This window comes from Bartonella sp. CM86QHHN (assembly GCF_042194695.1).
Lineage (GTDB): Bacteria > Pseudomonadota > Alphaproteobacteria > Rhizobiales > Rhizobiaceae > Bartonella.
Genome location: NZ_JBHIND010000024.1, coordinates 101,898 through 125,932, shown reverse-complemented (window position 1 = coordinate 125,932; position 24,035 = coordinate 101,898). Strand labels below are relative to the sequence as shown.

The following is a 24,035-nucleotide window of genomic DNA, read 5'->3' as shown; positions in this document are numbered from 1 at the left end:
AAAGGAATTAAACTTAAAAACCTGCTCATGAAGCAATCATTTTGAAAAATGAAAGAAACAACAATCAAGGTCATATATTATCTCCATACACCCCACATAACCTCCTCCCCATCCTAAAAGCAAAAAAACATAAAACAAGTCTGTAAACACTCCGACGTCTTATCTAACAGGTTATTTCTCCTGCTAACCACTTCAACGCTTTACAAACAACCTTGCCTTGTTCACCACACTGTCATAAAACATTTAATACATAAAATCTTATAGGCTTTATATCCCCCAAATACTTTATATCCCCCAAATAATAGTTTTACAGTAAAAACCAAGATAACGAGCTAAATTGTTAAGAATCCTGAGAAAGCCTTCAGAAATCATGACATTCTCGCTATTGTATTATGCAGTCACATGCTTTTTTAAAGAGATATCTCTTAAATCCGCCAAGACTCTTTCACAATGACACCCGTAAATGGTATAAAATGAAATCGATTGATCAGCCCCATCTTTATTTATAATAAAAGCCATACCATCGTACTATTTTCCAACTCTCAATCTCAGAATCCCCCATTGCCTTGGAAAGAGTTTATAAAAATTATTTTATTTATTTTTCAAATGATTATCTATATGACAACTTCACACATCACGTGCAAGCGAATACTTTTGATTGATCCGCATAAATAACTTAAAAATGAAAAAAATACGATATAATGAATTATTCAATATATAAAACAATGAGTTATTATTAGACATCAATTTTAAAATTAAAAGTTATCATTAAAGATAAAACACATCCTTTATAAAAATAGTTTTATATAAATAAAATCTACTTTTATTCCCATTTAAAAAAATAGGAATAAAGCAAATAAATAATTGCCTCTACAATAAAGATTTTTAATAAATCCAAAAAGTTAGAAGTTTTCATTTCTAAAAAATGAAAACCTCTAAAGGATCTTCTTACTTTGACAAGAGTATTTTATAGCTCTTTTCAATTGAGAATAAATCAACAAAAGTAAAAAATCTCCAGTACATGATCTTTTTTCAAGACTTTATCTAAGCAGCCCTCTTAACTGATTTTCGAAAACGAAGAGGCTTTGCACGCTTTACTACTGTTTTTGCTTTTTTATGCCTCTCATTTTGAGGTGAAGAATTCTTCCGCTGCAACTGTGCGGTATCATCTTTTCGACCTAAAAACTGTTTTTGACGTTTAGATTTTTTAAAACGGCGTTCCTTATCGTTTTCTTTTTCTTTACTTTCTCGTACAATTGGCTTTTCTGGAAACGCTGCAAATTGTTCTGGAACAGCCTCAGCCACCAATTTCATACGAATCAAGCGCTCTATAGCACGCAAGCGGGACCTTTCTACCTTCTCATCAAAAAGCGTAAGTGCTACACCAGATGCGCCATTACGTCCTGTACGACCAATACGATGTACATAACTTTCAGCTTCATCTGGTAAGTCGTAATTAATAACGTGGCTTATCCCTAGTATATCAATACCGCGTGCAGCAATATCTGTTGCCACTAGGATCTGCACAGATCTTTCACGAAAAGCTTTTAAAGCAGACTGGCGAGCACCTTGTGATTTATTTCCATGAATTGTTGCGACTAAATATCCTACCTTTTCTAAACTACGTGTGACAGCATCTGCCCCATGTTTAGTTCGAGTAAAAACAATAACCGAATCAAAAGCTGGATTTGTTAAAAGTTTACTTAAAACATTCTTTTTTTCATTCGTAGGAACACAATATAATTTTTGGCAAATCTCTACAGCCGTAGTACCTTGAGGAACAACTTCAATTTTAACCGGATCATTGAGTAAACATTTTGCAAGCACAGCAATTTCCCTCGGCATTGTTGCAGAAAAGAGTGCTGTCTGACGCTCTTGATGCAAAAGCTTTGCAATTTGCTTAACATCATGAATAAAACCCATATCCAACATACGATCTGCTTCATCCAAAATCAAAAAACGAGATTGGGAAAGATCAACACACTTTTCACGAACAAGATCTCTCAAACGCCCTGGAGTCGCTATCAAAACATCCACACCTGCTTCCATACGTTTAATTTGTTTTAAACGTGATACGCCCCCAAAAATAAGACATGTTGAAAGATGTGCTCCTTTCGCCGCAGTGCAAATCGTTTCATCAATCTGAACAGCAAGTTCACGCGTTGGAGCTAAAATCAAAGCGCGTGCAGTTTTAGGGCAGCGTTTATCACCTAAAGCCAAAATCTGACTTAAAATAGGCAAACTAAATGCCAAGGTTTTTCCAGAACCTGTCTGAGCAACACCTAAAATATCGTGTCCTTTCAACATAACTGGAATAGCTTGTTCTTGTATAGGTTTAGGTTTACTCATCCCAGCAATGAGTAAATTTTTAATCAAAAGAGTAGGCAAACCTAACTTTGTAAAAACATTTTCTTCTTTTATAGGCAAAATAAAATCTTTCCTTAGCTGAAGAACTCAAAAGAAGTAACCATCTGAACTCTCCACTCAAGAATCCGCGCAAGAGAAATCCCTGACATTTTAAATGAAGCAACGCCTAAAAAGCGGCTTGCGCAACTCATGAACACCTTGAAATCAAGATAAAGGCGTATAAACTTCACTTTACAAAAAGCCAACAAACCAGCCTAAATGCCTTCATCTCTATTATCTTTGGATTATGATAAAAAAGCAAGAACTTTACGAAATACATTTATCATGAATAAAAACAATATTTAGATCGTTTACTTTTTGATGATTGTGTCCATCGGTAAATGTACCTTGATAAAATCAGGATAAATCTCGAGAAAAACTGGATTTTGTAAAGTTTTTTGACCGCCATAAATTAAATACCATTGTGTTTTATCAAAAATCGCCAAAGTTTTATATTGAATGATGCGATCTTTCATCTCAAGAACTGTTGGAATTAAAGCATACAAAGTACCGTTATCAGTTTGTAAATACTCTATATTTTCTTTATCTAAATAATAAGCACCAGAAGGCACCCCCTCAAATTTCTTATGCAACTGTTGAAGAAAATCACTACGTAAAGCACTCTCTGTTGTATTCAATCGATGTGCCATCTCTTTATAAAGCCGCTCAGGCATATAACGAGAAATAGGCATAAAATCCCCATTTTTTATAGCATTATTGACATCAACAACGACTCTTGAAAGTTCACCTTTTTGTACTATTGTTGGCTGAGATGCTAAACTCTGTTGATTAACAATCAAAAAGAAAAATAGACTCAGCACCGAATAAAAAATAGGTTTCATCATTATACTTCTTGTTTTAGTAAAATTTCAGTTTTTCAAATAACAAAATCAAATAAAGTTTGATCATCAGTAATATCACGGTAACGCCAACCTAACGTTTGAAATTTTTCCTCTAAAAGACAAAAATTACCGTATTTTTTTGTTTCAATCGCAACCAATACAGAACCAAAGTTTCTCGCTGATTTTTTAAGATATTCAAAACGTACGATATCATCATCTGGCGATAATGTGGAAAGAAAATGACGCAATGCACCAGGATGTTGCGGAAAACTAAAAATAAAATATTTTCTCAACCCTTGGAAACGTAAAGAACGCTCTTTAATTTCTGGCAAACGCTCAAAATCAAAATTACCTCCTGAAATAACGAGAAGAATTTTTTTCCCCTTTAACTCTTGAGGAGGAATACTGTTAAGCGCATCAATCGATAAAGCACCAGCCGGTTCCAGAACCACACCTTCAACATTAAGCATTTCAACCATCGTAGAACAAACGCGGTTTTCAGGAACCGTAATGACAGAATCAGGGGGAAATTGCTTTAGAATTGTATAGTTTAGAGCACCAATTTCAGCCACAGCAGCACCATCTACAAAAGTGTCAATGCTTTCAAGCTTGACGCGTTTTCCACTCTCCAAACAAGCAAGCAAACTTGCAGCTCTTTGCGGCTCAACAAAACGAAGCTTTGTTTTCCAACCATATTCATGTAAAAACTTGCTCACTCCACTTGCCAAACCACCCCCCCCTACCGGCACAATCATCAAATCTGGCTCACTTTCTCCATTGAGTTTTTTCCATTGTAAAGCAGCTTCACAAAGCACTGTTGCCTGCCCTGTAATAATGCGAATATCATCGAAAGGTGGAGCCATTACACCACCGCTCTCTACGACAAAGGATTGCGCAGCTTCATAACATTGATCAAATGTTTCACCAACCAAACGAATATCAATGAATTCTTTACCAAAAATACGTGTTTTTTCAATTTTTTGTTGTGGCGTTGTCATAGGCATGAAAATCACGCCTTTACGTTTAAAATAACGACAAACAAAAGAAACCCCTTGCGCGTGATTCCCCGCTGAAGCACAAACAAATGCAGAATCTGGTGATATACAGCTAAGCATTTCTGAAACAAAATTGAAAGCACCACGAATCTTATAAGACCGCACCGGTGTTAAATCTTCACGCTTTAAATAAATTTCTGCATCATACTTTTGACTAAGAAAATCATTTCTTTGAAGTGGTGTTTCAGCAAACACGTGATGCAATCCCACCATAGCTTTTGTGACGTCTTGAATAAATTGACTCATAACACTAATCATTTCATACTTTATTTACATTATAAAAGCTTTTTCTATCGATAAAGGAAACTATTGTCAGTCAAAATTTCACTAAAAAATGAAAAATGTTTCTTTTGTCATTAATTCTTGATTCAATAAAAGATATAGCTTATGAGAGAACTCACATCGCGGACGTGATGAAAACGGTAAACATAGCAGACTTAAAATCTGCCGGTCGAAGACCTTGCGGGTTCAAGTCCCGCCGTCCGCACCAGATTATCTTAATCTCTCTTATTTTCCAATGATTTATTAAAAATCAAAAAAAATTAAAGCACCTTCTAAACCACCTTTCGTAACTTTATTATAACGCTATAAGACGGCACCGCGGTGGTACTAAAATACGAATCATTGCTGCTTTTTGAGGTACCTTTTTAGCACTTTGACCTCCTCCTCGTCTTTATAGGATGGAGAGGCAATCAATATTGCTAATTTGGGATTGGCTTATACTCTTCATGACTCTTGTAAAACGACGCAAAAGCTCAAAAAAGAGATAGATGCAAAAGACAAAATAATAGATAAAGAAGCTGAAATAATACGTGCACAAAAAGATGTGATTCAAAAACAAGAAGAGTTAATTCGAAAATCAACTGCTTCTAAGATTATTTTTCCTCGAATGGCAGTAAAAAATTGGCCCAAAAGTAGTTTCAAGTACTTTCTCACGACCATTTTTTCAAAACAGGCAATCACAACACGCTCTGTCATAGCGCACATATAAATACGCAACAGCCTTCATGGGGGAAGATGATCATCAATACACAAACCGTTCTCTGCCTTGATCTAGATCTAAGACAGGCTGGGCGATTTCTCGTGTAGACAGCAGTATAACAAGTGGCACTTGTCAATTTTGAATTTTTTCGTTTTCAAGGCGATAGTAGGCGCTATTTGCGTTTTCAGCAATGGCTTACAAAAATGAAGATCACAACAGATTGGGACAGAGGAGTATTTTTACAACCTCTACGAATACGAAGACGGCACAAGAGAGTGTGAAAAGTTTGATGGTGGTCAGTATTACAAAACACCTAAGAATGCGGATTTTAGTACCAAAGCGCAAGTAAAAGCATGAGTTTACGGTGGTGATATTCCGAAAAGCATTCTCAATTACGAACCTCTTATAGACGAGATCAACAGAGAGATCAAAAAATTATCGAAAACCGCAAGAAATAAATATGTTTACAGATAAGCAGCTAAGAGCCTTGTTTGGTATTATAACTTTTATATTTTTATGTTTTTCAGAAATTAAAAAAATATTGACTTTATTCAGAGTATATTGCGTATTGCTCTAAATGCGCTTCTTAAACATTTGCACAAAAGCATTAAAAGCTATTGAATCATGGACTTTATGTTATATTTTTATATAATATTAGAGAGGGCGTTTTATGCACAACAAAATTACGTAAAGTTGGAGGATCCGTTATGCTCTCTATACCGCCTGCATTGTTTGATGTTCTTCATCTTACTGAAAATATGCAAGTGGGTTTGGCTATTGATAATGGACAATTGGTTGTAAAACCACAAATATCGCAAAATTACACTCTTGAAGAATTGTTAGCCGAATGTAATCCTTCGGACGATTTTGCGGATAAAGATGTAGAGTGGTTTGATGCTAAGCTTATTGGCAGAGAGCTCTTGTAATGAAGCGAGGTAAAATTTGGTTTGTATCGCTTGACCCAACCTCTGTCTATGAGAAAAAGGAACGCGTCCTGTACTGATTGTGTCACCGGAGGCGTTTAATCGTTTAACAAAAACACCCATTGTTTTGCCCATTACGAGTGGAGGAAATTTTGCTAGAATAGCAGGCTTTGCTGTTTCATTGGTGGGAACAGGGCTGCATACAACAGGTGTGATACGCTGTGACCAACCGCGTGCTTTAGATATAGTAGCGCGTAATGGAAAAAGAATGGAAACTATTCCATATATAATTATGGATGAAGTCTTAGCAAGGTTATCAACATTTCTTACTTGAATTTTTTCTACACTTTTAAATGTTTAAAAACACCAACTTTAGGTAAAAAGTAAAAAAGCATAAGATCATGATTTTTTTCTGCTGACAATCAGCTAATCAATTTTTCACAGAATAAAAATCAATATTTGACTAATGATGTCATTAATTATGACTCAAAAGGAGCCATAATGAAAGCTGTCATCACTACGTCAATGTGTGTTGTTGGAGACAATAAAAGCGCTGTTCGCTTTGAACCATTACCCCCAATAATCCATTTGTTGAAGTTTCTAATCAGGTCTACGCACGTCTCAAGCGCGCCAATGCTGCAAAACCTTTTGTTGACGTCAAAACAACAGCAAAACCTAAAAAGACAGTTGAACAAATTAAGCAGATAGAACAAGAAGTAGCACAAACATTATCTGAACCAATGACTGAAGAAACCTTACTCGAAAAACCAAAAGCATCTAAAGCTTCCAAGCCATCAACACCTACTCTTAAAAAGGCTTAGACGTTGAAGTTAATCATCCACCAAAAATGGTATCTTCAACAGGTGAAGGATACCTTCACCAGTCTTCAAGCACCACACCTTAATTGGGCTTTGCGTAATGCTCTAAACACCGCAGCAAAACAGTCGAACGCTTTACTGAAAAGCAAATTGCCGATGTTACATCTGCCCAATCAAAGCATGTTAAGCAAGGTATTTATATTAAAGAAAAGGCGACAGCAAGGTTTCTTGAGACAGATATCATTCGTTCTGGAACACCGATACTTCTTAAATTTTTTAAAGCAAAAGAACAAAACGCGGCGTGACTTACACAACTGTTTGGAAAAAAACAAATCTTGCCCATGTTTTTATCAAGGATGGGAGTTTTCCAAAGCGTGTTGATTTAAAAAAGATGAAGGGTAATGTTTTTCAAAGAGCGGATGGAGATCAATTCCCCATTGCAAAACAAGAGGAACCCTCAATTGCTAGGGTGATGTCAAAGCCAGAGATTACAAGTGCTATTGCACAATATGCCAATGAAAGATTAACCAAAAATATACAGAGACAACTTTCTCGTCAAGAATACGCTGCTAATAAGAAAGGCTAGATCATGTTCTCAAGCTTTATCTATATCTTACATATCCTTATGAGTTTATGCATTACACACTTTGATTGCAATTTTAAAAACAGATTATCACTTATGCTTTGTTTTTCCATAAAAAAGTCAATAAAATCAATATAAAAGGTACTTCTCAGCGGGTTGGCTTCGTTGCGGGACAGGCTAGTGCGAACTATCGCTAGCGACAGAATTTTCAATTTGACTGTACATTGTACACTTAACTCATTGATAGATAACAATTTCAATATGTACACTGTACAGTATGTGAAACGTTTTCTTAGCAAAAAGTAATTTTTGTTGCTGAACAATTCTATAGTAATAGGTATTTTCGAATCAGGTGCCTCAAAACAACTAGCGGATTAGTTGCCGAAATAACTAATCTTCCGCAATTTAAAAGCTTTAACTCATTGTATGCTACATGCATATAATAGCTTTGTCAGGTGTGGCTATACTATATAACACCCTTCGAGGAAAGGCGTAACGACGGACTAGATGCCGTTTTTCTTAGTGCCCAGCACTCTTTTAGAGTGTCATTAAGGAACGTCTAATCGATAGGAGTTCATTATGAACATTCTTAAAAATATCAGAACAAGTCATTGATCCGAAAACCGTTCAAACTGTTAATGCGCGTGAATTGCATACGTTTTTGGAAGTTAAATCGGAATTTAGAAATTGGATAAAAAATCACATTGAGGAGTACAGCTTCCTAGAAAATAAGGCCTTTATAGGTTTCGCTAAAATTTTAGCGAAACCTAAAGGTGGTCGTCCAAGTACAGAATATCACATCATATTAGACATGGCGAAAGAGCTCTCAATGGTTGAACGCAATGAGAAAGGACGCCAAGCACGCCATTATTTTATTGAATGTGAAAAGAAACTAAAAAGCCAATCTACTAATTATGATAGTGATAAACGCTTTGATGATTTTACTATCTTCGCCAACATGTTTTGACAAATTATTCTAAAATCATAGGTATCATCTTTGGTCGTCTTTTAAAAATAGATGAAATCAAAAAAGAGCTTGATCATTACAAATAAGTTACAAAAGAAGCTAAACGCGTTTTAGCAAGATCTGTCGTGAAACTGCTTAGATTTAAAGGAATATGACATACCTCCCCGTTCTCAAAAATGGGGAGGTGGTTTAAAGATCAAGTTTTGAATGGGAGCCCAAACGCATTAAAATCAATCGATCTTGACCAATCAAGCGATAAATCAACACTAAGTCAGGTCGAATATGGTAATCTCGATAATTGCTCCAATTCCCAGTCAATGCATGGTCATGATATCGAGGTTCTAAAGGCGGGTCATTTGCTAATGCTGCAATGATTTGGCGCAAATCAGTATCTAAAAGATGCCGATACCGTCCTTTCATTTCACGATTGAAATCACGTTTGAAGATGGTGGTACGTTCAATCGTCCGCATAGAGATCATCAAATAATTCATCTACAGAATGAAACTTTTTTAAGTTGCCCTCATCCAATTCAGCAAAAGCCGCTATGGTTTCCGCATTGGGTTGAAACAAAAAGGATGGAATAGCTTTATCTTGCGCAATGCGTGTCATCAATACTCTCACGACATCACTTACTGATAAACCAGAGGCTTGAATAACTTGACTAGCAACATTTTGAATTTCTTCTGGTACACGCGCTTGAACCATACGACTGGCAGCCATGATGACTTCTCCTTTCTCAATTGTATTTCAATGTAATACAATTGAAGTATAATTTCAACTGTAAAGCATCATTTTTTAAAGTGGAGAGGTGGTTGATTTAGCAACCGCTTGCTTTTTTAGACTTTCACCCACGTTTACGGCGTTCTTTTGTTACATATTTAAAGAAAGAGGGGGGTAAAACATCTTTAGCTGGCTTTAGACGTGCACGTTCTTCATCTGTCAATGATGGAGAATCCACAGCTTCCAAATCTTCTTTTGTATAGCCACATCTTATTTTAAAGTTTTTTTTGAAAACCAATAATTCTTGTGTGACTTGAAGCGTTTCCGTTTGCATACCGGAATATACACCCGATTATACCGGATCGTCAATTATCTGTTATGCCGTCAAACCTCAAGAGTGGAAAGATCATTAAACCCTACATTCAAATTTATTGATTTTGGCAAATTCGTCTGCTTTTTCAGTTTGTAATATACTAACGTCATAAGCAGCTTGCATGTTAAGCCAAAATTCAGCAGTAGTATCAAAAAAATAGGCTAATCTTAATGCTGTATCTGGAGTCACTGGACTATTTTCCGCAATAATACGTTCTATCCTCGTGCGTGGAACATTTAATGCTTTTGCAAGGGCATAAGCAGAGAGAGCATATTCTTTTAAATATTCCTCCCGTAAAATTTCTCCGGGATGTATAGCAATATAATTTTTCATCTCGACCTCCTACAGATCAATGATAATCTACGATTTCAACTTCATAGGCGCCATTAGAACGCCATTCAAAACAAATACGAAACTGGTCATTAATACGAATAGAATATTGACCTTTACGCTCTTCTTTCAATGCTTCTAAACGATTTCCTGGAGGACTGCGCAAATCTTTGAGGTCAACTGCTTTATCGAGCATAAACAATTTTCTTTGGGCTATACGTACTAGAGTTGTTGGAAAACCTTTAAGCGGATTACCTTCTAAAAGATCTTTACAACGCTTATCCGCAAAAGATTCAATCACCAAATCACCTTCATTCGCTCTTTTATATATCATAGCATGATACTAATCTAAAAAAAGGATGAATGTTGAAAAATATTTAGCAATAGGTGCAAAATGACCAAGAAGCATCGTGAGGGTCTATCGGTTCGTGCGTTTGCGAAGAAGATGGGTGTTTCACATAATGCGGTGGTTTCTCGGATAAAGACAGGTAAATTTGATGCGGCTCTTTTTGAAGATGGTTCTGTCAATGAAGCCCTTGCCACAAGCATCTGGAATGAGAATCCAACAAAGCGCCCTGCTCCATTTTTAGCGCCTGATGGTCAACCGCGGACAAAGATCAAACAAGCCTCTACAGATGGAGCCAATGAATACAAGATAAAACTGGAGCGAATGCAAGTTGCCCTTGAAAGCGAAAAGATTGCACTTGAACGCTTACGCGAAACCACTGTTGATCGAGAAGAAATGAAAAAGGCAGCTCGTGAGTTTGGAAGAGCGCACCGTGATGCTATGTTGAATTTTCCTCATCGTTTTGGTGCAAGCATTGCTGCACAAGTTGGATGTGATGCGGCCAGCCTTATTGGTGCTATTGATTACACTATGAGAACCGCTTTGCTTGAGGCGGTTAATATTCCAGTGCCTTTTCATGATCCTCATTCTCCAGAGTTAGAGAACTTGCAAGAAACGAATAATGGATGACAATGCAGTCGAAGAATTTTTCGCCCATGCCAATAATGCAAGACAACCGGACCCACCGTATACGGTTTCGCAATGGGCGGATAAGAATAGATACCTTAGCACCGTAGCAAGTGCTGAACCTGGATTGTGGAGAACAAAGCGGACCCCCTATTTGCGCGAAATCATGGATAATCTTTCCTCCTACGTGCCAATTGAAACAACTATTGTCATGAAAGGGGCGCAAGTTGGCATGTCAGAGGCAGGATTAAATTTCTGCGGTTATGCTATTCATTATAGTCCAGGACCTGCCCTTTATGTGATGCCAACGGTTGAGACAGCCAAAAAGCTTTCAAAGACGCGGCTTGATCCTATGATTATGGCAAGTGCAGTTTTAAGTGAACGCATAGCCCCAGCACGAGCACGTGACAGCGGGAATACCATGTTTTCGAAAGAGTTTGATGGTGGGGCATTGATGCTTACAGGAGCAAACAGTGCAGCTGGTTTGCGTTCCATGCCTATTCGTTATCTGATTTTAGATGAGGTGGATGCCTATCCTCTCAGTTTTCTTTGAAAGCGATTTTTTGCCTATAGAAATGTCGTTAAAATGTGGCTTTTTGCTTTTCACTTTCAAATCCCCCGCCGGTTGCGAGCACCCTCGCATTAGTATTCCGAGAGCCTGAAAGTATTGAATACGAACCAGATTTTTACTTTTAGTGCTCATAGCACCTAGACATAGAAAAATATCCCATAATTCCGAGACACCCACAGAGTGGGCTCATTTATGATCGAACTTTAGGGCTTTCAGACCCTACTAATCGCTGCGTAGACGAGCAAAATCACTCTTTAAGTAATAAAGTAATTTCAGGAGATTAGCAATCAAAATGAAAATAATCTCAAAAACTATAAGATTGAGCACTCTTCAAAAGAGGATAATGCGAAGGGCTGTCATCGTGGTTAGTCATTAACCCACATAATGCTTCTTTTCCAGAAAACGCAAAACGCGATATAAGAAAAAATGTTGTTTGCAAAGTTTTCTCTTGCCTATACAAAGAGAAAATGAAAAATTTGGAGGGCTCCCATGATAAATGACATCTACTGTGTTGGATACAATTATGTTGAACATGTTCATGAACTAGGTAATGTTGTTGAAGATGAACCTGTTATCTTTAGCAAGCCCAAAAGTTCACTCGTTTTAGGCAATGAAATTTATCTCCCTGATTTTTCCAAAGAAATACATTTTGAAACCGAAATTGTGCTCAAAATCTCAAAGGACGCTTTCATGATCATGGAGGAAGAAGCAGAAGAATGCTATGATGCCGTAGCAATAGGTCTTGATCTCACAGCGCGGGATTTGCAAACAAAACTGAAAGAAAAAAAGCTTCCTTGGCTTTTATCGAAAGGATTTAAAGGCGCTGCATACGTCTCTGACTTCATAAACAAGGAAAAAATAAACAACCCAATAACCTTTGCAATGAAGTTGAATGGCGAAACAAGACAAGTTGGCAATACGAAAAATATGATCTTTAGCTTTGAGAAGATAATATCGTTTTTAAGTCACTACATTCAGCTAAGACGTGGTGATCTCATATACACAGGCACTCCACAGGGTGTAGGAAAACTTTCTCAGTTTGACAGAATAGAATTGTATCTCGAAAATCAATTAATTTCAGAGCTAAAAGTAAAATGAATCATCAAATACTGACCTTTTTCATTGTTTCATTTTTTTTAGTCATCTCACCGGGGCCGAATATGGCCCTTATCATCGATAATGCAACGAGATTGGGAAGAAAGAACGCATTTGTAAACGTTTTAGGATTGTGTACAGCAACATATGTGCATGGGGCATTTTCCATACTAGGTGTATCAGCGCTCATTCTCAACAACAAAACGCTGTTTTTTTTAGTAAAACTCATGGGTGGCAGCTATTTATTATACATGGGCTTTAAATCAATTAAATCTGGAATACACAGCTTAAATTCAAAAGAAAGAAGTTCAACGAATGAAAAGCATGCTACGAGTGAAACAAAGCTTTTAACCAGCTATATGGACGTTTTTTTGACACAAATACTAAACCCCAAAGTATCTATATTTTACATAGCAGCTTTTCCAAAATTCTTAGCTTCTGGAGGTAGCATTAAAAAAGGTTTTGAACTTGTAACCATACATTCTTTCAACATCTTTGCATGGTTTACTTTAATGACCATTTTTATATCATTTGCCAGTACCGCCTTAAAAAAGCAGCGGGTAAAAGGCTCGATTAACATTGCGACAGGAACAGTTTTATCTTTGATAACAAATTGTAAAGTTAATAAAGCAATCTTTTCCTGATTCTGTCTCTCACTGTGAATAGCTCAATCTCTAACAGAGCTTATACAATCCCCAGTTCTTTTTTTCTTTGTATAACTGAATTACGTTGCATTTCTTTATCATATTCTCAAGGACGTTTGTGTAAACTTTGTGAGTTTCTCGCAATATTTTATAAAATGTTACCAATATCTAAACAAAATCCTTATTCATCACTTTTAAAAAAATAAGCTATGATATTCCTCTTTTCGTTTATGAAACAAAAGTAACTTTTTGATTTATGATAGCACCATACAAACAAAAAAATGATTTTAAAAATCATTTTAATTTTCCATTAAAAATTGTTTCTTAAACTAAGATGAGAACTCTCGAGTACTATTTGAGCAAAAAGTAAAACTCTCACCATTATGAATAATAATAAATAATGTACTGATTACAAATAATAAGTTTCAAAAAATTATAAAAACTCCTGACAACTTTCTGAAATAATTTTAAAAGCCCCACGTCTTTTAATGAACAATTTATTTGTTATTAATAACAATAAAAAGCTCCCTATTCAAATATCTGTTACATTATTTAAGAGGACAACATTCTCTTTTTTCAAAAGCATATTCCTAAAACATATTCTTTTCTTTATCCACACAAAATCATAAAAAACGTTTTTTTCCTTTACACCTCATTTATATCATGCTTCGATACGAAATAATGCTTTTTTAGTGTAATTTAATCTCAAAATAATTAAAGGGAACCCCCAAAAAATGAGCTACAAACAAAATTTAAAAGATAATTCTCAGAATAAGTTACAGCGTGGACTACACAACCGACATGTACAACTTATAGCCATTGGTGGTGCTATTGGAACAGGTCTCTTCATGGGGGCAGGAAAAACAATTAGTGTAGCAGGTCCTTCCATCATACTCGTTTATGCTATTATCGGTTTTGCTCTATACTTTGTCATGCGTGCTATGGGAGAATTGTTGCTTTCTAATTCACAATACCGATCTCTTATTGATTTTTCAACCGATATGCTAGGACCGGGAATCGCTTTCTTTGTTGGCTGGAGCTATTGGTTGAGCTGGGTTGTAACTGGAGCTGCTGACATTATTGCCATCATCACTTATATGAACTTTTGGTGGCCAACACTCAATCCATGGTTTACCGTTTTTACCTGCATTAGTGTCTTTTTAATCTTTAACCTCTTTGCCGTGAAACTATTCGGTGAACTTGAATTCTGGTTTGGTCTTATCAAAGTCGTCGCAATTTTAGCATTAATTGTTGTGGGATTTTATATGATCGTTACGGGCTTTACCTCTCCCAATGGTACGGTTGCTTCTCTCAATCACGTATGGAACGATGGCAATATCTTTCCGCGAGGAATGACAGGTTTTTTTGCTGGATTTCAAATTGCCATTTTTTCTTTTGTTGGTATAGAAATTGCTGGAACAACCGCTGCTGAAGTAAAAGAACCTAAAAAAGTTCTCCCCAAAGCAATTAATGCAATACCGGTCCGTATTGTACTCTTTTACATTTTTTCTCTCGCTGTAATTATGTCTGTCACACCTTGGGATCAAATTGTTCCAGATAAAAGCCCCTTTGTCTCGATGTTTTGGCTTGCAGGCATTCCGATAGCTGCCGGCTTGGTAAACTTTGTCGTTATTACCTCAGCTGCCTCTTCAGCAAATAGTGGTATTTTTTCTACCAGCCGTATGATATATGGACTTGCAACACAAAAAGGTGCCCCTCCAATTTTAGGTAAACTTTCCAGATACCATGTTCCAGCCAATGCTCTATTCTTTTCCTGTTTATGTATTTTAATAGGGTATACAATTGCCTCACTCTCTCCAAGCCTCATAAGTGCTTTTACAATTGTGACAAGCATTTCAGCTATTGCATTTTTATTCGTATGGTCTGTAATTTTGATTAGCTATATTGTGTATCGTCGCAATCGCCCTCATCTACACGCTGAATCCATTTATAAAATGCCAGGAGGTGTTATCATGTGTGGGATAATTTTAGTTTTCTTTGTTTTCATGCTCTATTTGTTGACATTAGAAGCTGATACTCTACTAGCCTTAAAATATAGTATATTCTGGTTTGTTTTCTTAGGTATAATGTATTTTATGTTTGTAAAGAAAAAAATAACTCAAGGTAACAAATAAAGTCTATACATAAAAACATCTCAAAAAAGGGTAATTTTAGTTACCCTTTTTCTACTTAACCTCCTCCCCAAACATCAAAAAACGACGATTCCTACCGGCACCGGTTTGTAAACAATCCGGCTTATTAAGGGGGAATGCTGCTGATCATTTATATGGTTCACCTACATAAGGCTCTATGGGCTAGCCCTGCCCTGAACACTCACCACCCATTCTAAAAATACTTAATGCGTAAAATGTTATATGCTTTATATCACTACTCTACACAACAGTATTTTACTGCACAATAGGATAAGAAACGAGCTATTCTGTAAAAAATTCTCTATAAACTTCACTGACATTGTTTACTAATAAAACATGAGATTTATCTAAAACTTCCCCCCCCAAAAAAATTTATATTCAATTTTTTATCAAAATTAAAAATATAGCTCTAAACAGAATATATCTTAATAGCTATCTGCAATAAAAAAAGATTCTATGAAAATATTTTTCTATTTGTAATAAATTTTAAATATTAATAATCAAATGTAAAATTTAAATATATTTTTTAATGTTTTAAACAATAGTTTAACTATTTAAACTTATTTTATTTATATACAAAGTTTTATATTTAATAAATTTACAATTTTATTTATATTTTTATATAGCTAAAAATATAAATAAATAAATAATTTTAAATATAAAGATATTTATATAAAAAATTAATATAAATAAATATACATAAATATATATTATTATTTATATACAAATAACAATATATATAATATAAATTATATTATATATTATATATATTACTTATGTATAAAAATAAAAAATCAAAAAAATATAATACAATTTATATTTTGTTTAATTATATATAAAATAATTATTCCATTAATTAATAATGTTTTTGCTTTATTCACATATAGTCATAGAAAAAAATTCCTTTACTCCTTAACCATAGCGTGTTCCGATAGAAGGAATTACCTTTTTTAGGGTAATTTTTATTTAAAAATAACTAAGGAGAACTCCCCAAAAATGAACAAACAAAATTTAGAAAAAAAAACTAAGAAGAAATTGCAACGTGGACTACATAACCGACACATACAACTTATAGCCCTTGGTGGAGCGATTGGAACAGGTCTCTTCATGGGATCAGGAAAAACAATCAGTGTAGCAGGCCCCTCAATTCTACTCGTTTATGCAATTATTGGTTGTGCTCTATACTTTGTCATGCGTGCTATGGGAGAGTTATTGCTTTCTAATACACAATACCGATCTTTTATTGACTTCTCAACCGATCTTCTAGGGCCATGTGCCGGATTCTTTATCGGCTGGACATATTGGTTGTGTTGGATTGTCACTGGAACTGCTGAAATTATTGCTATTGTCACTTATACACACTTTTGGTGGCCTGAGCTCAATCCGTGGATTCCTGTTATAATTGGTCTTATGTCCTTTTTAATTCTTAACCTCGTCGCCGTAAAACTATTTGGCGAACTTGAGTTTTGGTTTGGTTTTATCAAAATCGTAGCAATTCTAGTCCTAATCGTTGTAGGATTTTATATGATCTTTACCGGTTTTGTCTCTCCAAACGGTACGGTTGCTTCTCTTAACCATATATGGAACGGTGGGAATATTTTTCCGCGAGGAATTACAGGCTTTTTTGCTGGATTTCAAATTGTTATTTTTGCTTTTGTTGGCATTGAACTCGCTGGAACAGCTGCTGCTGAAGTAAAAGAGCCTCAAAAAGCTTTACCACAGGCTGTTAATTCAATACCAATCCGCATTGTATTCTTTTATATATTCTCTCTTCTTGTGATTATGTCTGTGACGCCGTGGGATCAAATCAGTCCAGAAAAAAGCCCATTTGTAACAATGTATGCACTTATTGGTATCCCAACTGCTGCAGGTTTGATGAACTTTGTTGTCCTCACAGCTGCCGCATCTTCAGCAAATAGTGGAATTTTTTCTACCAGCCGTATGATATATGGGCTAGCAACACAAAAAGGTGCTCCTAAATTTTTAGGAAAACTTTCTCGTAACCACGTTCCAGCCAACGCATTATTCTTTTCATGTATATGCATCTTATTTGGTTATGCCGTTGTATCGTTATCTCAAACACTCATAGCTGCTTTTACAATTGTTACGACAATTGCCGCAACTTTGTTTATATTTGTATGGTCTATCATTTTGATCAGCTATATCGTCTATCGCCGCAATCGTCCTCTCCAGCATACTGTCTCTCCTTATAAAATGCCAGGAGGTGTTGTTATGTGTTGGGCGCTTCTTGTTTTCTTTGCATTCATTATCTATTTATTGTCATTAGAAGCTGACACTGCCATAGCTTTAAAATACACTCCAGCATGGTTCATATTTTTAGGAATTGTATACTTTCTTTTTGGGAAAAAGAATTATGCAAAAAATTAAAAAATAAAGCTTATGTTTCCAAAAACATATAAAAAAGGGTAACTAAAGTTACCCTTTTTTTGATATTTATCTATAAAATTATAAAAGCTATTGACAAAATATCTCTGTAGAATCTTCAATTACGCTCTTTATCAACCAAAGCATTCGATTTTATCCAAGGCATCATAGAACGAAGTTTTTTACCAACTTCTTCAATAGGATGATTATCATTTAAACGCCGCATACTTTTAAAATGAGCAGCACCAGCTTTATATTCTTGAATCCAATTCGATGTAAATTTACCCGTTTGAATATCTTTCAATATACGTTTCATTTCTGCTCTGGTTTCATCCGTAATCACACGTGGACCAGACATATATTCACCCCATTCAGCTGTATTAGAAATCGAATAATTCATATTTGCAATGCCCCCTTCATACATGAGATCAACAATCAGTTTAACCTCATGCAAACACTCAAAATAAGCCATTTCCGGCGCATAACCTGCTTGTGTTAATGTTTCATAACCTGCTCGAATCAATTCAACAAGACCACCACAAAGAACCGCTTGTTCACCAAAAAGATCAGTTTCGCACTCTTCTTTAAATGTTGTTTCAATCACCCCAGCACGTCCACCACCAAGTCCACATGCATAAGATAATGCTACATTATGTGCATGCCCTGAAGCATCTTGCGCCACCGCTATTAAGCAAGGAACACCACAACCCCGTTGGTATTCATGACGAACTGTATGCCCTGGACCTTTAGGAGCAATCATCACAATATCAACGTTTTTTTTAGGTTCAATCAAGCCAAAATGAATGCTCAAACCATGCGCAAAAGCAATCGCTGCCCCATCGTGTAAATGATCATGAATATGTTCCTTATAAATATCAGCTTGCAATTCATCTGGTGTTGCCATCATGATGAGATCTGCCCATTTTGCTGCTTCAGCAACACTCACCACTTCAAAACCATCAGCCATGGCTTTTTTAACTGTTTCCGACCCTGAACGCAAAGCTATTTGCACATTTTTAACACCAGAATCTTTCAAGTTTAAAGCGTGCGCACGCCCTTGAGAACCATAACCAACAATGGCTACTTTTTTCCCTTTAATGAGATTAACATCCGCATCACGATCATAATAAACACGCATAAAAAATTCCTTCTTTCTCTATTTAAACTGGATTTCAGATTATTTTTATTCAATAAGAAACATTATCTACAGTGCATCACACACTTATAAAGACAAAAAAAAACGCTTATAAGAACACAGCAATTGAATAATTTTAAAGTTTACATATTGCATAGAAAAAACTGTAGTCCCCAAACATTCCTAAAACATATACGGATCCCCAAATAAACTTCAACTGCTATTCTACAAAAACAATAATTACACAAAATAAGATTTCTAAAGAAAATTTAGCTAATATTCTACTCTTTTATCGTGCAACAACGCTATATTCTAAAAATTAAGATACAACATACAATCTTTAACATGAACCAAATCAATACGGATAGCAAGAAAAATTACAAAATAACAAGTATTGTTTTAATACAACCTTCAAAAGCATATACAACAATATCTTTAGAATAATAGAGAGGATGTTTTTACTTTTTACGTTCTTTTAATATCCACGCCTCTCACACGAAGAAGCCCCCATACGGCTATTATGTTATCCATTTATGGCGCCTTATAAAAAAATTTTAATATGCTCAAGCCCTTTTCAAGAATTCCCTATAATAGTGTAAGATTTATTGCACATCACTCTCTTTACTTCATAAAGCTACAAGTCGATATCATCATTCTATTTAACAGCTCCTATTGCATTAAGCTTATTCATAAGGAGATTTTACGTTATACTATTTACAGATAACCCAAAAATGAGCTCCAATATCAAGAAAATTTGTGTATTAATCCATTAAAATCCTACGCACTCCTTTATAAGGGAAATACTTTCAAAACCCTACTTCTTCTCCATTCAAAGAAATTATAATAAGAAGATTTTAAAACTTCCTCATAATGGATAGTACAAATAAAAAACATCGCATGCACTCAAAAACAAAAGATAGAAAGCAACCAATAAATAGAGGAACAATAGAATATTTATAATGCACGATAATAGTGCTATTTATATCAACATATATAAAATTGTTTTTTAAGATAAATTGGCAAACCTCTATAAAAATTTCTTTTCCAATTTTTATAGAGAGAAAAAGATTACGATAACAACCGGATAAAACGCTGAACAGTCTCATGTATTCCATACTCTAATGCATCAGCAATGAGCCCATGGCCAATAGAAACTTCATCAAGCCAAGGAATATTTTTGACAAGAGCAGGAAGATTCATAAGTGTCAGATCATGCCCTGCGTTTATACCTAACTGCAATTCTTTTGCTCTTCTTGCTGCTAAAACAAGTTTATTGAGCTCTTGATCTTGTTTTGTTTTATCCTGAAATGCACCACCGTAAGGTCCCGTGTAAAATTCCACACGATCAGCGCCCATTGCTTTAGCAATATCAAGACCATCGACAGTAGGATTAGCAAAAAGGGATACACGAATCTTTCTGTTTTTTAAATTCTGAATAATAGGTGCTAAAAATTCTGCATCATGAGCAAAATTCCAACCATGATCAGACGTTGACTGATCTGGATCATCAGGAACAAGGGTAATCTGATCCGCATAGTTTTTAGCGATATCCAAAAATTGATCACTGGGATAACCTTCAATATTAAACTCAGCAGTAGGAAAAGTGTTCTTTATTAAACAGTATATATCTGGTAAATCCGCAAAACGAATATGCCTTTCATCAGGGCGCGGATGAACCGTCAAACCTGCTGCTCCAGCAGCAAGCGCTATATGCCCAATATTCGTTATACTTGGCCACGGAAGATTACGTCGATTACGCAAAACAGCAACAGCATTAAGATTAACCGAAAGTTTTACCGCCATGCCCATTTCCATTTTTTTATAGTGTGTAACAAGATAGAAAAAAGGCATTTTCCATCTGAAACTTAGATGATATACACATCTTTTTTCTATCGAACAATCGTTAAACGTTCTGCTGCGCGGGTAATTCCCGTATAAAGCCAGCGCGCATACATATCACGAAATGCAAAACTTTCATCAAACAAAACGACATTATTCCATTGAGAACCTTGCGCCTTATGAACCGTTAATGCATACCCATAATCAAAATCATCATATCGCTTTTTTAATTGCCATGAAATTTCTTGATCAGGGTTTTCAAACGCTGCTTTTAAAAGTTTAATCTTTGCTACCCCACGCTCACTTTCTTCTGGTTTCACAAGAAGATTAATACTTGGTTTAACGGTCTCCTTCTGTGAAGTCATCACCTTCCATAAAGAGCCATTCAACAAACCTTTAATCGGATCATTTCGCAAACACACCAGCTTATCTCCCGCTTGTGGATAATCTGCTGTAAATCCCTTTAACACACGCAAACGCTGATTATAAAGGTGGCGTGTACGATTAACCCCTACCAAGACCTGATCAGCATCCAAAACCAATTGTTGATTGACCTCTTTACGTGTCACAACGCGCGCTTCTCCATAGTCACCATAAGCAATATCGCGTCCTTCACGTACATCCATAGCAAGACGTATAATCGGATTATCTCGCGCTTGCCGATGAATTTCTGAAAGAAGAAAATCTGGTTCTCCATTAGAAAAAAAGCCTCCACCTGATATAGGAGGCAATTGACCTGGATCACCAAGAACAAGAATTGGCGTTCGAAAACTCATTAAATCACGGGCCAATTTTTCATCTACCATCGAGCACTCATCAACAATAATGAGTTTAGCTTGTGCAGCAGCACTTCTTCGATTTAACGTAAATGTTGGAGCAATAGATTTTTTTCCTGTTATTTCATCGGAAACTTCCTCTTCACCACGTGGACAATAAATTAGCGAATGAATCGTACAAGCATTGCTTGCACCTTTAGAACGCAAAACCTGCGCCGCCTTCCCTGTAAAAGCAGCAAATTGAACAGAACCATCAACTGTCTCTGCAAAATAGCGCGCAAGCGTCGTCTTACCCGTCCCCGCATAGCCAAAAAGGCGAAAAAGAGGAGAACGCCCTTCCTTCAACCACGCGGCAACAGCCTTCAATGCATTATCCTGTTCCCGTGAAAACTGCATAGCTTACCAACATAAGATTTGCATAAAAAGAGCAGTATTTTGAAAAAAACCAACTATCAAGAAAAATTTTTTTATTAAGAATTGCTGACACACACCCATCTAACAACTTTCGTAGCACAATTATCAATTATTTACCCATTGTTTTTTCAAGATATTGTAACAATCTAAATTTTATCTATACATCGATCTTCTTGGTAACACCTTATGCGTATCAAATAAAATATCATTTTTTACAACAGTAACACCAACAATGGAAGATGCATATCTTAAATTTAAAATAACACCTCTATACGCTTTTTCTAACCAAAATTTAGAATGAGAAAAAGAGCATTGCAATTGCAAAACCCTCACTAGAAAAAATGTCCTTAACAGGATAAGAATAATGTAATTTTATGAATACTATTTTACACAATCAATCAGCTTTCTTGCACATAAAAATAAAGTACATCCACTATTATGAAATTATAATTAAATATATCAAAAACCTTTTGGCAAAAATAGAAATAGCTCTCAACAAAACGACTTAATCCTATGATGATACACCTATAAAGTTCCTATCTCCCTCTTATCATGATTTTAATAAATTTACTCTTCATGCTACAAATAAGTGATATCTCAACGAATAAAGAGAGACATCACACTTATATGAAGCACGCTTTATCTCGCACAAATATGTAGCTTTTTCTGTTTCAACAATAAAATATGGTTCGTAAGTATGGCCTTCTTGGTAGTCTATTATAGAAAACTGGGACATGGCTTCAGTCCAGCGTAGCACTTCAGGTTCATCCTCTAGAATATGAGAAAAGCGCAATTCTCCATCTATTGAGTTAAACTTTTTCTTTTTGTCGCAATGTTTTAAAGTTTATAAAAACTAACTGATTAATGCTATTCTTATTGCTAGAAATAACAATAAATCAAGGGGTATAATTTGTTAATAGGCTTGGTGTTATGTCAAAATATCAGCGATGAGATTGCTTTTTGGTTGTTTTAGAAATGAAATAATGAGCTCAAATATTGATGAATGAAACGGAAGGTTTAAATTGAAAATATTAATTCCAGATGACTATCAAAAAGCCACCCTAACATTACAGTCTATTACAAAATTAATGAAATCGCATGAAGTGCTGGTTATAAATAATTTAGCTAAAGAATGTGATTTAGAAGATAAGCTCAAAGAGATAGATATTCTTATCTTAATCAGAGAGCGGACTATAGTTGATAGAAATCTTCTCCTGAAACTGCCAAATTTAAAATTAATCTGCCAAACAGGCCCTATAGGTTCACATATTGATATAGAAGCTTGTAGAGACTTAGGAATTGAAATATTAGACGGTGGTGGAGATCCAACTTCTGCTGCTGAATTTGCCTGGCTCTTAATTATGTCTGCGCGTAGAAAACTCTATAAATCTGTGTCTGATATGAAAAAAGGACGATGGCAAACAACATTTGGCAACCAAATGAAAGGGGCTACTCTTGGAATATTCGGGTTTGGCCGTATTGGTAAAATGGTTGCTCAATATGCTCAAGCTTTTGGCATGTCCATTTTGGTTTATGGGAGCGAGCGTTCAACGCAAGAAGCAAAAAATTTAGGTTATCATTTTACGCATTCAAAAGATGAATTTTTTACACGTCCTGACATTATATCTGTCCATTTACGTTTAAGCGATAAAACCAGAGAAATCATAAAATTAGATAATCTATTGAGCATGAAACCACATGCTATTTTTGTTAACACAGCGCGTTCAGCTTTGGTTGAAAAAGGGGCGATAGAAAAAATACTAAGTTTGGAAAATTCAACTTACTTTGCACTGGATGTTTATGACAGCGAGCCAGTATATGAGAGCAAATTATTGCAATCAGATAGAGTTCTTTGCACACCGCATCTGGGCTATGTGACTGAAGAAAGCTTTGAGAATTATTTTGAAAAAGCTTGCCAAAATATAGCTTCTTTTATAAAGAGCGCTTAATGCCGGCTGAGCCAATGTTTGTAAAATTTATCTTATATCGCTAGCGTATCAAATTTGCACGACACATAATAGCTTATTTCCTTAAATTAAGCATATTCCTT

Annotated in this window: 18 protein-coding genes, 1 tRNA gene and 6 pseudogenes; 14 read left to right on the top strand and 11 right to left on the bottom strand. The window is 35.5% G+C overall.

What is annotated here, in order from left to right:
* Positions 1–1,044: 1,044 nt before the first annotated feature.
* The 3 genes from ACFIKX_RS02535 to ilvA all read right to left on the bottom strand — a co-directional run bounded on the left by ACFIKX_RS02535 (position 1,045) and on the right by ilvA (position 4,561).
* Positions 1,045–2,427, bottom strand: coding sequence for a DEAD/DEAH box helicase (locus ACFIKX_RS02535; protein WP_375628890.1), 1,383 nt, complete (start codon positions 2,425–2,427; stop codon positions 1,045–1,047).
* Positions 2,428–2,717: 290 nt separating this feature from the next.
* Entirely contained in the window at positions 2,718–3,248 is a 531-nt protein-coding gene (locus ACFIKX_RS02530) for a hypothetical protein (protein WP_375628910.1), read from the bottom strand.
* A 35-nt stretch (positions 3,249–3,283) separates the two neighbouring features.
* Complete coding sequence (gene ilvA, locus ACFIKX_RS02525) at positions 3,284–4,561, bottom strand: threonine ammonia-lyase IlvA (RefSeq protein ID WP_375608747.1); 1,278 nt, start codon at positions 4,559–4,561, stop codon at positions 3,284–3,286.
* A gap of 146 nt (positions 4,562–4,707) precedes the next feature.
* Here ilvA and ACFIKX_RS02520 point away from each other — a divergent pair.
* The 7 genes and pseudogenes from ACFIKX_RS02520 (at position 4,708) to ACFIKX_RS02490 (ending at position 8,662) form a co-directional block, all read left to right on the top strand.
* Positions 4,708–4,793 (top strand) — tRNA-Leu (locus tag ACFIKX_RS02520).
* Between the two features lie 714 nt (positions 4,794–5,507).
* Positions 5,508–5,759: pseudogene (locus tag ACFIKX_RS02515) on the top strand (hypothetical protein); the annotation flags it as partial.
* A gap of 233 nt (positions 5,760–5,992) precedes the next feature.
* Complete coding sequence (locus ACFIKX_RS02510; protein ID WP_375613730.1) at positions 5,993–6,211, top strand: antitoxin; 219 nt, start codon at positions 5,993–5,995, stop codon at positions 6,209–6,211.
* Positions 6,211–6,542, top strand: a pseudogene (locus tag ACFIKX_RS02505) (type II toxin-antitoxin system PemK/MazF family toxin). The gene ACFIKX_RS02510 and the pseudogene ACFIKX_RS02505 overlap by 1 nt, the downstream one beginning before the upstream one ends.
* 167 nt (positions 6,543–6,709) lie before the next feature.
* Positions 6,710–7,029 (top strand): annotated as a pseudogene (locus ACFIKX_RS02500) (hypothetical protein).
* 42 nt (positions 7,030–7,071) lie between these two features.
* A pseudogene (locus tag ACFIKX_RS02495) lies at positions 7,072–7,612 on the top strand (hypothetical protein).
* A gap of 592 nt (positions 7,613–8,204) precedes the next feature.
* Positions 8,205–8,662 (top strand): annotated as a pseudogene (locus ACFIKX_RS02490) (antA/AntB antirepressor family protein).
* Positions 8,663–8,765: 103 nt separating this feature from the next.
* On the opposite strand, the gene ACFIKX_RS02485 reads toward ACFIKX_RS02490, so the two are convergent.
* The 5 genes from ACFIKX_RS02485 to ACFIKX_RS02465 form a co-directional block, all read right to left on the bottom strand.
* A complete protein-coding gene (locus ACFIKX_RS02485) occupies positions 8,766–9,047 on the bottom strand; it encodes a type II toxin-antitoxin system YafQ family toxin (protein ID WP_375628908.1) in 282 nt (93 codons plus the stop codon).
* The gene (locus ACFIKX_RS02480; RefSeq protein WP_375628888.1) at positions 9,034–9,297 is read right to left on the bottom strand and encodes a type II toxin-antitoxin system RelB/DinJ family antitoxin; all 264 of its coding nucleotides are present in this window, start codon (positions 9,295–9,297) and stop codon (positions 9,034–9,036) included. The genes ACFIKX_RS02485 and ACFIKX_RS02480 overlap by 14 nt, the downstream gene beginning before the upstream one ends.
* A gap of 124 nt (positions 9,298–9,421) precedes the next feature.
* Positions 9,422–9,631 carry a hypothetical protein gene (locus tag ACFIKX_RS02475; RefSeq protein ID WP_375628886.1) on the bottom strand — a complete coding sequence of 70 codons (210 nt, stop codon included), beginning with the start codon at positions 9,629–9,631 and terminating at the stop codon, positions 9,422–9,424.
* Positions 9,632–9,706: 75 nt separating this feature from the next.
* Complete coding sequence (locus ACFIKX_RS02470; protein WP_375628884.1) at positions 9,707–10,003, bottom strand: HigA family addiction module antitoxin; 297 nt, start codon at positions 10,001–10,003, stop codon at positions 9,707–9,709.
* A gap of 16 nt (positions 10,004–10,019) precedes the next feature.
* Positions 10,020–10,334, bottom strand: a complete 315-nt coding sequence (locus ACFIKX_RS02465; protein WP_375628882.1) for a type II toxin-antitoxin system RelE/ParE family toxin — start codon at positions 10,332–10,334, stop codon at positions 10,020–10,022.
* A 60-nt stretch (positions 10,335–10,394) separates the two neighbouring features.
* Between ACFIKX_RS02465 and ACFIKX_RS02460 the strand changes: the two genes are divergently transcribed.
* The 6 genes and pseudogenes from ACFIKX_RS02460 to ACFIKX_RS02435 all read left to right on the top strand — a co-directional run bounded on the left by ACFIKX_RS02460 (position 10,395) and on the right by ACFIKX_RS02435 (position 17,824).
* A complete protein-coding gene (locus tag ACFIKX_RS02460) occupies positions 10,395–10,976 on the top strand; it encodes a hypothetical protein (protein WP_375628881.1) in 582 nt (193 codons plus the stop codon).
* Positions 10,969–11,517, top strand: a pseudogene (locus ACFIKX_RS02455) (phage terminase large subunit family protein); the annotation flags it as partial. The gene ACFIKX_RS02460 and the pseudogene ACFIKX_RS02455, both read left to right, overlap by 8 nt.
* 516 nt (positions 11,518–12,033) lie before the next feature.
* A complete protein-coding gene (locus ACFIKX_RS02450; protein ID WP_375628879.1) occupies positions 12,034–12,642 on the top strand; it encodes a fumarylacetoacetate hydrolase family protein in 609 nt (202 codons plus the stop codon).
* Entirely contained in the window at positions 12,639–13,283 is a 645-nt protein-coding gene (locus ACFIKX_RS02445; protein WP_375628877.1) for a LysE family translocator, read from the top strand. Before ACFIKX_RS02450 ends, ACFIKX_RS02445 begins: the two co-directional genes overlap by 4 nt.
* A gap of 734 nt (positions 13,284–14,017) precedes the next feature.
* Entirely contained in the window at positions 14,018–15,418 is a 1,401-nt protein-coding gene (locus ACFIKX_RS02440) for an amino acid permease (RefSeq protein WP_375612030.1), read from the top strand.
* Between the two features lie 1,014 nt (positions 15,419–16,432).
* On the top strand, positions 16,433–17,824 hold the full coding sequence (locus ACFIKX_RS02435) for an amino acid permease (protein ID WP_375628875.1): 1,392 nt from the start codon (positions 16,433–16,435) through the stop codon (positions 17,822–17,824).
* Positions 17,825–17,939: 115 nt separating this feature from the next.
* Here the strand turns inward: ACFIKX_RS02435 and ilvC are convergent, their stop codons facing one another.
* From ilvC to ACFIKX_RS02420, 3 genes are all read right to left on the bottom strand, one after another.
* On the bottom strand, positions 17,940–18,959 hold the full coding sequence (gene ilvC / locus ACFIKX_RS02430) for a ketol-acid reductoisomerase (RefSeq protein WP_375612028.1): 1,020 nt from the start codon (positions 18,957–18,959) through the stop codon (positions 17,940–17,942).
* A 1,065-nt stretch (positions 18,960–20,024) separates the two neighbouring features.
* On the bottom strand, positions 20,025–20,759 hold the full coding sequence (locus tag ACFIKX_RS02425) for a pyridoxine 5'-phosphate synthase (protein ID WP_375613393.1): 735 nt from the start codon (positions 20,757–20,759) through the stop codon (positions 20,025–20,027).
* Between the two features lie 86 nt (positions 20,760–20,845).
* Positions 20,846–21,967, bottom strand: a complete 1,122-nt coding sequence (locus ACFIKX_RS02420; RefSeq protein ID WP_375612026.1) for an ATP-dependent RecD-like DNA helicase — start codon at positions 21,965–21,967, stop codon at positions 20,846–20,848.
* 1,040 nt (positions 21,968–23,007) lie between these two features.
* On the opposite strand from ACFIKX_RS02420, the gene ACFIKX_RS02415 reads away from it, so the two are divergent.
* On the top strand, positions 23,008–23,934 hold the full coding sequence (locus ACFIKX_RS02415; protein ID WP_375628873.1) for a D-2-hydroxyacid dehydrogenase family protein: 927 nt from the start codon (positions 23,008–23,010) through the stop codon (positions 23,932–23,934).
* Positions 23,935–24,035: the final 101 nt, after the last annotated feature.

Bases quoted from the DNA above. Each gene is read 5' to 3' on its own strand.
- ACFIKX_RS02440 (WP_375612030.1), top strand. From the start codon at position 14,018: ATGAGCTACAAACAAAATTTAAAAGATAATTCTCAGAATAAGTTACAG.
- ilvC (WP_375612028.1), bottom strand. From the start codon at position 18,959: ATGCGTGTTTATTATGATCGTGATGCGGATGTTAATCTCATTAAAGGG.
- ACFIKX_RS02445 (WP_375628877.1), top strand. From the start codon at position 12,639: ATGAATCATCAAATACTGACCTTTTTCATTGTTTCATTTTTTTTAGTC.
- ACFIKX_RS02465 (WP_375628882.1), bottom strand. From the start codon at position 10,334: ATGATATATAAAAGAGCGAATGAAGGTGATTTGGTGATTGAATCTTTT.
- ACFIKX_RS02485 (WP_375628908.1), bottom strand. From the start codon at position 9,047: ATGCGGACGATTGAACGTACCACCATCTTCAAACGTGATTTCAATCGT.
- ACFIKX_RS02460 (WP_375628881.1), top strand. From the start codon at position 10,395: ATGACCAAGAAGCATCGTGAGGGTCTATCGGTTCGTGCGTTTGCGAAG.
- ACFIKX_RS02475 (WP_375628886.1), bottom strand. From the start codon at position 9,631: ATGCAAACGGAAACGCTTCAAGTCACACAAGAATTATTGGTTTTCAAA.
- ACFIKX_RS02450 (WP_375628879.1), top strand. From the start codon at position 12,034: ATGATAAATGACATCTACTGTGTTGGATACAATTATGTTGAACATGTT.
- ACFIKX_RS02420 (WP_375612026.1), bottom strand. From the start codon at position 21,967: ATGCAGTTTTCACGGGAACAGGATAATGCATTGAAGGCTGTTGCCGCG.
- ACFIKX_RS02435 (WP_375628875.1), top strand. From the start codon at position 16,433: ATGAACAAACAAAATTTAGAAAAAAAAACTAAGAAGAAATTGCAACGT.
- ACFIKX_RS02470 (WP_375628884.1), bottom strand. From the start codon at position 10,003: ATGAAAAATTATATTGCTATACATCCCGGAGAAATTTTACGGGAGGAA.
- ACFIKX_RS02425 (WP_375613393.1), bottom strand. From the start codon at position 20,759: ATGGCGGTAAAACTTTCGGTTAATCTTAATGCTGTTGCTGTTTTGCGT.
- ACFIKX_RS02530 (WP_375628910.1), bottom strand. From the start codon at position 3,248: ATGAAACCTATTTTTTATTCGGTGCTGAGTCTATTTTTCTTTTTGATT.
- ACFIKX_RS02480 (WP_375628888.1), bottom strand. From the start codon at position 9,297: ATGGCTGCCAGTCGTATGGTTCAAGCGCGTGTACCAGAAGAAATTCAA.
- ACFIKX_RS02510 (WP_375613730.1), top strand. From the start codon at position 5,993: ATGCTCTCTATACCGCCTGCATTGTTTGATGTTCTTCATCTTACTGAA.
- ilvA (WP_375608747.1), bottom strand. From the start codon at position 4,561: ATGATTAGTGTTATGAGTCAATTTATTCAAGACGTCACAAAAGCTATG.